Source organism: Rhizobium sp. SEMIA4064 (genome assembly GCF_003025035.1).
In the GTDB taxonomy this organism is placed as follows: Bacteria; Pseudomonadota; Alphaproteobacteria; order Rhizobiales; family Rhizobiaceae; genus Rhizobium; species Rhizobium paranaense.
This window is the reverse complement of record NZ_PYJN01000001.1, coordinates 84,573-92,500: the sequence shown is the minus strand read 5'-3', so window position 1 is coordinate 92,500 and position 7,928 is coordinate 84,573. Positions and strand designations below refer to the sequence as shown.

6 protein-coding genes (1 of these 6 only partly in view) are annotated in these 7,928 nt (G+C 62.3%); 4 read left to right on the top strand and 2 right to left on the bottom strand.

What is annotated here, in order from left to right:
* The 3 genes from hrpB to C9E91_RS00400 all read left to right on the top strand — a co-directional run.
* Positions 1-2,146, top strand: partial view of an ATP-dependent helicase HrpB gene (hrpB, locus tag C9E91_RS00410; protein ID WP_107106611.1) — the 3' portion only. The gene continues 323 nt to the left of window position 1, outside the view; only the last 2,146 of its 2,469 coding nucleotides appear in the window; its start codon lies off the left edge, out of view; the stop codon is at positions 2,144-2,146.
* Positions 2,147-2,148: 2 nt separating this feature from the next.
* Complete coding sequence (locus C9E91_RS00405) at positions 2,149-3,486, top strand: ActS/PrrB/RegB family redox-sensitive histidine kinase (protein ID WP_107106424.1); 1,338 nt, start codon at positions 2,149-2,151, stop codon at positions 3,484-3,486.
* A gap of 74 nt (positions 3,487-3,560) precedes the next feature.
* A complete protein-coding gene (locus tag C9E91_RS00400) occupies positions 3,561-4,148 on the top strand; it encodes an ActR/PrrA/RegA family redox response regulator transcription factor (RefSeq protein WP_107106610.1) in 588 nt (195 codons plus the stop codon).
* A gap of 3 nt (positions 4,149-4,151) precedes the next feature.
* Here the strand turns inward: C9E91_RS00400 and C9E91_RS00395 are convergent, their stop codons facing one another.
* Positions 4,152-4,640, bottom strand: a complete 489-nt coding sequence (locus tag C9E91_RS00395; RefSeq protein ID WP_107106423.1) for an MmcB family DNA repair protein — start codon at positions 4,638-4,640, stop codon at positions 4,152-4,154.
* Positions 4,641-4,821: 181 nt separating this feature from the next.
* Between C9E91_RS00395 and C9E91_RS00390 the strand changes: the two genes are divergently transcribed.
* Positions 4,822-5,496, top strand: coding sequence for a L,D-transpeptidase (locus tag C9E91_RS00390; protein WP_107106422.1), 675 nt, complete (start codon positions 4,822-4,824; stop codon positions 5,494-5,496).
* A 253-nt stretch (positions 5,497-5,749) separates the two neighbouring features.
* On the opposite strand, the gene C9E91_RS00385 is transcribed toward C9E91_RS00390, so the two are convergent.
* Complete coding sequence (locus tag C9E91_RS00385; protein ID WP_107106421.1) at positions 5,750-7,918, bottom strand: malate synthase G; 2,169 nt, start codon at positions 7,916-7,918, stop codon at positions 5,750-5,752.
* Positions 7,919-7,928: the final 10 nt, after the last annotated feature.

Below are 7,928 nucleotides of genomic sequence, written 5' to 3'. Positions count from 1 at the left end.
GTTCGCGCGGATGATCCTCGACGATCCCGAACTATCCGGCGTCTCCACGGTCATCTTCGACGAATTCCATGAACGCTCGCTGGATGCGGATTTCGGCCTGGCACTGGCGCTGGACGTACAATCGGCGCTCCGCGAGGATCTGCGTATCCTCGTGATGTCGGCAACCCTCGATGTCGAACGCGTCGCTGCCCTGCTCGGGCGTCCGCCCGTCATCGAAAGCATGGGCCGCAGCTTCCCGATCGACATCCGCCATCAAGACCGGCCGGCCGGCGAGCGGATCGAGGACACGGTAACACGGGCGATTCTCGACGCGCATGCAACGGAACAGGGGTCGATCCTCGCCTTCCTGCCCGGACAGGCGGAAATCACCCGCACGGTGGAAAGGCTTGAAGGCCTGATAGCGCCGGAGACCGTGATCGCGCCGCTTTATGGCAATCTCGGACAGAAGGAACAGGACGCGGCGATCCGTCCGGCGCCCAAAGGCACGCGCAAGATCGTGCTGGCGACGTCGATCGCCGAGACGTCGATCACCATCGACGGCGTGCGCATCATCATCGATAGCGGCCTGCAGCGGCTGCCCGTCTTCGAAGCGTCGACTGGCATCACCCGGCTGGAGACGGTGCGGGTATCGCGGGCTTCCGCCGATCAGCGTGCCGGCCGCGCGGGACGAACCGAGCCCGGTATTGCGATCCGATTGTGGCATCCCGGCCAGACGGCGGCGCTGCCGGCCTTCACGCCGCCGCAGATCCTCTCCAGCGATCTTTCCGGGCTGGCGCTCGATCTTGCTCATTGGGGCGTACAGGACCCTTCAACACTTGCCTTTGTCGATCAACCACCGGCGACGACCCTTGCCGAGGCACGCGCGATGTTGCGGCAATTGGGGGCTCTGGACGCCGAAAACGGACTGACCACGCGCGGGCGGCTGATGCGCGATCTAGCCTTGCCGCCGCGGCTTTCGGCCATGGTGATCTCGGCAGCGGAATTCGGCCAGGCGCGAGAGGCAGCGATGCTCGCCGTACTGCTGACGGAACAGGGGCTGGGCGGACAGAGCATCGATCTGGAAGAGCGCCTGCGGCGGTTCAAGACGGAAAAGGGCGAGAGGGCCGAGGCATCGCGCCGGCTGGCCGGGCGGTTGGCTGCAGCAGCCGGCGAAGGCAAGGCTGCGGCTACGGGAGTACCTATATTGGCCGGCGCATTGCTGCTGCATGCCTTCCCAGACCGTATCGCCCTGCAGCGTGGCGGACGCGGGCGCTTTGTCATGGCGAACGGGCGCGGCGCCGAATTGCCGGAGACGGAACGCCTGGCCGGTTCGCCGATGCTGGTGATTGCCGATCTGACCGGCCGGGCGGCGCAGGCTCGTATCCTGGCGGCAGCGGAAATTGCGCGAGCTGACGTCGAGGAGCATTTGCCGGGCGAAATCCGCACGGAAGACCAGAGCGTCTTCGACAAGGCCAGCCGGCAGGTGCGCGCCCGCCGCGTCACGCGGCTCGGCGCCATCATCTTCGAGGAAACGCCTTTGCCGAGACCGACCGGCGAGCAGGCCGCAAAGGCGCTGGCCGACGGCATTCGCGAGCTTGGGCTCGGCGTCCTGCCCTTTTCGAAGGAGGCGACGCAATTGCGCGAGCGGATCGGCTTCCTGCACCGGACGATCGGGGAGCCGTGGCCAAACATGAGCGACGAAGCCCTGCTTTCGCAGTTGGACGAATGGTTCACGCCGTTCCAGACCGAGGCACGCGGCCTTTCCGACATCTCGGCTGGCGGGCTTTCCAATGGGCTGATGTCATTGGTGCCGCATGAGCTGCAGCGCGACCTTGGTCGGATGGCGCCGACGCATTTCGAAGCCCCGACCGGCCAACGCCATCCGATCCAATATGAAGGCGAGGAACCGCTGCTGACGATCCGCGTTCAAGAGCTTTTCGGGTTGAAGCAGCATCCGGCCGTCGGCGGTGGGCGGCTGCCGCTGGTGCTGGAACTGACGTCGCCGGCGCACCGGCCGATCCAGACGACGCGCGATCTGCCCGGCTTCTGGGCCGGGTCATGGAAAGACGTGCGCGCCGACATGCGCGGACGCTACCCCCGGCACCCCTGGCCGGAGGATCCGGCAGATGCTTTGCCGACGACAAGAGCCAAGCCGCGTGGTACCTGAGAATGGCCCGTTTCTTCAGAGGATTGGACAAGATGGCGGATGCGGACGCCAAGCCGCAGGACGATCACCACACCAGCCGGCGGCTCAGGCTGCAGACGCTGGTGCGGCTGCGCTGGCTTGCGGTCGGCGGCCAGACGGTGACGGTGATGATCGTCGCCTTCTGGCTGAAATTTCCGCTGCCGCTGCTCGCCTGCTGCGTCTTGATCGCCTGCCTTGCCTGGATCAACTTCTTCCTGACGCTGCGCTATCCGCCGACGCACCGCCTGGAGCCGCCGGCCGCCTTTGCGCTGCTCGGCCTCGATCTTCTGCAGCTTTGCGGGTTGCTCTTGATCACCGGCGGGCTTGCCAACCCCTTTTCTGCGCTGGTCTGCGTCCCTGTCATCATTTCCTTTGCCTCACAGCCGATCCGCTACAGCATGACGCTGATCGTGCTGGCGATGATCTGCATCACCGGCCTTGCCTTCTCGCCTTTTCCGCTGCCCTGGTATGACGGCGTCGAGATCAATGTTCACAGCGTGATGCAGCTCGGCGTCTGGTGTTCGATCGCCTCGACCATGGCCTTTGCCGCCTTCTACGCCTACCGCGTCTCCATGGAGGCGACGCAGCTTGCCGATGCGCTGTCGGCGACGGAACTGGTGCTGCAGCGGGAAAAGCATCTGTCACAGCTCGACGGACTGGCAGCCGCGGCGGCGCACGAACTCGGCACACCGTTGGCAACCATCAGCGTCGTCGCCAAGGAGATGGAACGCGAACTCAGGGAGGACGACCGCTTCCGCGAGGATGTGGCGCTGCTGCGGAGCCAGAGCGAGCGGTGCCGCGACATCCTGCGACGGCTGACGACACTCTCCTCCGAGGACGAGGCGCATATGCGACGGCTGACGCTGTCATCGATGATGGAGGAGATCATCGCGCCGCACCGCGAATTCGGCATCAAGCTGGAGCTGATCGAAAAAAGCCCACGGGTCGGCGAACCCGTGCTGAACCGCAATGCCGGCATCATGTACGGGCTTGGCAATCTCATCGAAAACGCCGTCGACTACGCCCGAAAGAAAGTGACCGTCACGGTAGAATACGATCCCAATACGCTGGCGATCGTCATCGAGGACGACGGCAACGGTTATTCTGCCGATATCTTGACGCGGATCGGCGAGCCCTATGTCACGACACGGCAGCGCGACGATACGGCCGGCGGCCTCGGACTAGGCCTATTCATCGCCAAAACCCTGCTGGAGCGTTCGGGTGCAGTGCTTATCTTCGGCAATCGAGATCCGGAAACGCCGGGTGCGCGCATCCGCATCGAATGGCCGCGCATGTTAATCGACAGTAATTCGACAAAATGAATTTCACGGCTTAAAACACCGGTCGTTAAAGTCAGTAGGACTATGCAGGCGGTTTGTCGCCGGGATTGAACATGATGACGGATAAAGAGCTGACCGACCCTCATGCGGGGGCCAAGGACATCGCGGACCATATCGGCCCCGACGCGACATTGCTGATCGTCGACGACGACGGACCCTTTCTGCGCCGGCTGGCGCGCGCCATGGAGACACGCGGCTTTGCGGTCGATACGGCGGAATCAGTGGCGGAAGGCGTTGCCAAATCCAAGACCAATCCGCCGAAATACGCCGTAGTCGATCTCCGTCTGGGGGATGGTACCGGCCTGGACGTTATCGAGGCAATCCGGCAACGGCGCGACGACACGCATATCGTGGTGCTGACCGGCTACGGCAATATCGCAACGGCAGTCACCGCGGTGAAGCTCGGTGCGCTCGATTATCTGGCCAAGCCCGCGGATGCCGACGACGTCTATGCGGCACTGACGCAGCGGCCAGGCGAAAAGGCCGAAGTGCCGGAAAATCCGATGTCGGCCGATCGGGTTCGCTGGGAGCATATCCAGCGCGTCTATGAAATGTGCGAACGCAATGTCTCCGAAACGGCCCGCCGCCTCAATATGCATCGCCGCACACTGCAACGCATTCTCGCCAAGCGCGCGCCGAAATAACCTTCATTCAGACGAAAAAGACTTGCCCGTCGCCCATTCGGCCAGCATCAGCCGCTGGGCGGCGGCGCGGGAGAAGTTCAGCGTCACCGACTTGCGCGTGGCCGGCGGCAGGCGATGTTCCGGCGCTTCGCGGATCATGTGCGCGCCGTAGCCATCCGACAGGAAAAGCCCGCAGTCTTCCGGAAAGATATCGAGCGGCACGTCCTTATGCGTCGCGAAGAACAGGCGATCGCAGTGCAGGCGGTAATCCGGCCATTTGCGGTCGACGCGAAAATCCTCGATCGAGGATTTGATCTCGATGATCCAGATCTCGCCTTTTTCGGACAGCGTGATGAGGTCGGCGCGACGGCCGCTGGCGAGCGGCAGTTCCGGCAAGACGGCATGGCGCATCTCGTGCAGTAATAGTTGCACGCCCCTGCGTACAAGCATCGCCCGTTCTGACTGGCGGCCATCTATTAACGGATTGTTATTGTAAACGCTCAAAATCGTCATGAATTGCCTCGGGGACCGAACAAGCGTTGTTGCAAAAAAACCATGTCCCTTTAATTTGCGCAGCGGAGCTATTTTTGTCGCCCCACACCAGCTTGCAAAGCTAAATTTAATAGAAAATAAACCGTAGTCAAAGATGGTTGATACCATCCCATTCCCTGTCACAACTCACCAAGAGACTTCCATGCGCATCCGCAATGCTATGACCGCACTCGGCCTTGTCGCAACGCTTGCCACGGCTGGTTATGCCACCACTGCCGCAGCCACGCCGACCGCTACCGCCAACTCCGCCTCCGACACCGTGAAGACGTTCGACAATGATTACGGCGTCACGAGCGACAACGGCTTCCAACTGCCGGCGATCCCGATCCAGAAGGTGAAGCCGCAGTTCCGCCGCCAGATCGTCTCTTTCAAGTCTGACGAAGCTGCGGGCACGATCATCGTCAACACCCGCGAGCGCCATCTCTATTACATCCTGGGCAACAACGAAGCCATGCGCTACGGCATCGGCGTCGGCAAGCAGGGCTTTGCATGGTCGGGCACGGCATATGTTGCCTGGAAGCAGGAATGGCCGAGCTGGCATCCGCCGAAGGAAATGGCGGTCCGCCGTCCGGAAATCGCCAAGTACGTCGATGACGGCATGAACCCGGGCCTCGAAAATCCGCTCGGCGCCCGCGCCATGTATCTCTACAACGAGAAGGGCCAGGATACGCTGTTCCGCCTGCACGGCACGCCGGAATGGGCTTCGATCGGCACTGCCGCTTCCTCGGGCTGCATCCGCCTGATGAACCAGGACGTCATCGACCTTTACAACCGCGTTCTGCCGGGTCACAGCACCAAGGTCGTCGTGATCCAGTAATCGCTGGTATTATTTAGAATTCAAAAGGCCGCTGGATCGTTGTCCGGCGGCCTTTTTGTTTGGGGTCGATGCTAACCGCCCCGCCCACCCTCGTGGTTCGAGACGGCCCTGCAGGCCTCCGCGCCATGAGGACTGATCTCTTTCCCCAGCCGCAAGACTCTCTCCACCTCGTCCTGAGGCGGCTTGACACTGGAGCGTCAGCGCAAGCGACAAGGCCTCGGAGGATCGGGGCGGCCTCTGGTCGAGAGAAGGGTCACCCCGCCTGCTTCGCCTTCAGTTCGATACGGCGGCGGTGGAGGACCGGTTCGGTGTAGCCGTTGGGCTGCTCACGGCCTTTGAGGACGAGATCAAGTGCCGCCTGGAAGGCGACCGAGCCATCGAAATTGCCGGCCATTGGCATGTAGAGCGGATCGCCGGCGTTCTGCTGGTCAACGACGGCGGCCATGCGCTTCATGGTCTCGACGATCTGCGCTTCGGTAATGACCTTGTGATGCAGCCAGTTGGCCATGTGTTGCGCGGAGATGCGCAGCGTGGCGCGATCCTCCATCAGACCGATATTATTGATATCGGGCACCTTGGAGCAGCCGACGCCCTGATCGACCCAGCGAACGACGTAGCCGAGGATCCCCTGGCAATTATTGTCGATCTCGCGCTGGATTTCTTCCGGCGTCCAGTTCGGGCGAGGCGCGACCGGCACGGAGAGAATATCGGAAAGCTTGGCGCGGGCGCGGCTCTTCAGGCCCTGCTGGACCTCGGCGACGTTGACACGATGATAGTGAGTCGCATGCAGCGTGGCGGCCGTCGGTGACGGCACCCAGGCGGTATTGGCGCCGGCCTTCGGATGCGCGATCTTCTGCTCCAGCATCGCCGCCATCAGATCGGGCATGGCCCACATGCCCTTGCCGATCTGCGCGTGACCGGAGAGGCCGCATTCCAGGCCGATATCGACATTCCAGTTTTCGTAAGCCGCGATCCAGGCGGCCTGCTTCATGTCGCCCTTGCGGATCATCGGGCCGGCTTCCATCGAGGTATGGATTTCATCGCCGGTGCGATCGAGGAAGCCGGTGTTGATGAAGACGACTCGTTCGCTAGCGGCGCGGATCGCCTCCTTGAGGTTGACCGTGGTGCGGCGCTCCTCGTCCATGATACCCATCTTGATGATGTTGCGCGGCATGCCGAGCACATCCTCGACGCGCGAGAAGATCTCGACGGCAAAAGCCACTTCCTCCGGCCCATGCATCTTCGGCTTGACGACATACATGGAGCCGGCGCGGGAATTCTTGCGGCGGCCATTCGGACCGATATCGTAGAAGGCGATCAGGCCGGTGATCATGGCATCCATGATACCCTCGGGCACTTCATGGCCGTCCCGGTCGAGGATCGCCGGATTGGTCATCAGGTGGCCGACATTGCGCACCAGCATCAGCGAGCGGCAATGCAGCTCGAAGTTCGAGCCGTCGGGCGCGGTGTAGGTCACATCCGGATTGAGATGGCGGGTAAAGGTCTTGCCGCCTTTGGAGACTTCTTCCGTCAGGTCACCCTTCATCAGGCCGAGCCAATTGCGATAGACCTCGGCCTTGTCCTCGGCATCGACGGCAGCGATCGAATCTTCGCAGTCCATGATCGCAGTGATCGCCGATTCCAGCCGGACGTCGGAAATAGCAGCCGGATCGGCCTTGCCGATATCGGTACCGGCATCGATGACGATCTCGATGTGAATGCCGTTATTCTTGAGCAGAATATGCGAGGGAGCGCCGACATCGCCGAGATAACCGGCGAAATGCCCAGCATCGGCAAGAGCGACGGCACCTTTCTTCGTTTCGATAACCAATGCACCGCCCTTGACGGCAAAACCGATGACATCCTTCCAGCTCGCACTGGAAAGCGGTGCGGCGGTATCGAGAAAATCCCGCACCCAGGCGATGACCTTCTCGCCGCGCTTCGGATTATAGCCTCTGCCCTTCTCGGCACCATCCGCCTCGGGGATCGCGTCGGTGCCATAGAGCGCATCATAGAGCGAGCCCCAGCGCGCATTGGCGGCGTTCAGCGCATAACGGGCGTTCATGACGGGAACGACGAGCTGCGGGCCGGCGACGGAGGCGATTTCAGGGTCGACATTGGCGGTCGAGACCGAGAAGGCCGGGCCTTCCGGAATGATATAGCCGATCTCACGCAGAAAGGCTTCGTAGGCGGCCATGTCCACGGGCGCGCCGTTCTTGCGGTACCAATCGTCCAGGGCAGCCTGCATACGGTCGCGCTTGGCGAGCAGATCACGGTTCTTCGGAGCAAGGTCGTGCACGATCGCCGAGAAGCCGGCAAAGAAGGTGTCCGGATCGACGCCGGAGCCCGGCAGAGCCTCCTTGACCAGGAAATCATAAAGCACCGGTTCGATCTGAAGCCCGTTCTTGTCAATGCGGCTCATACCATCACTC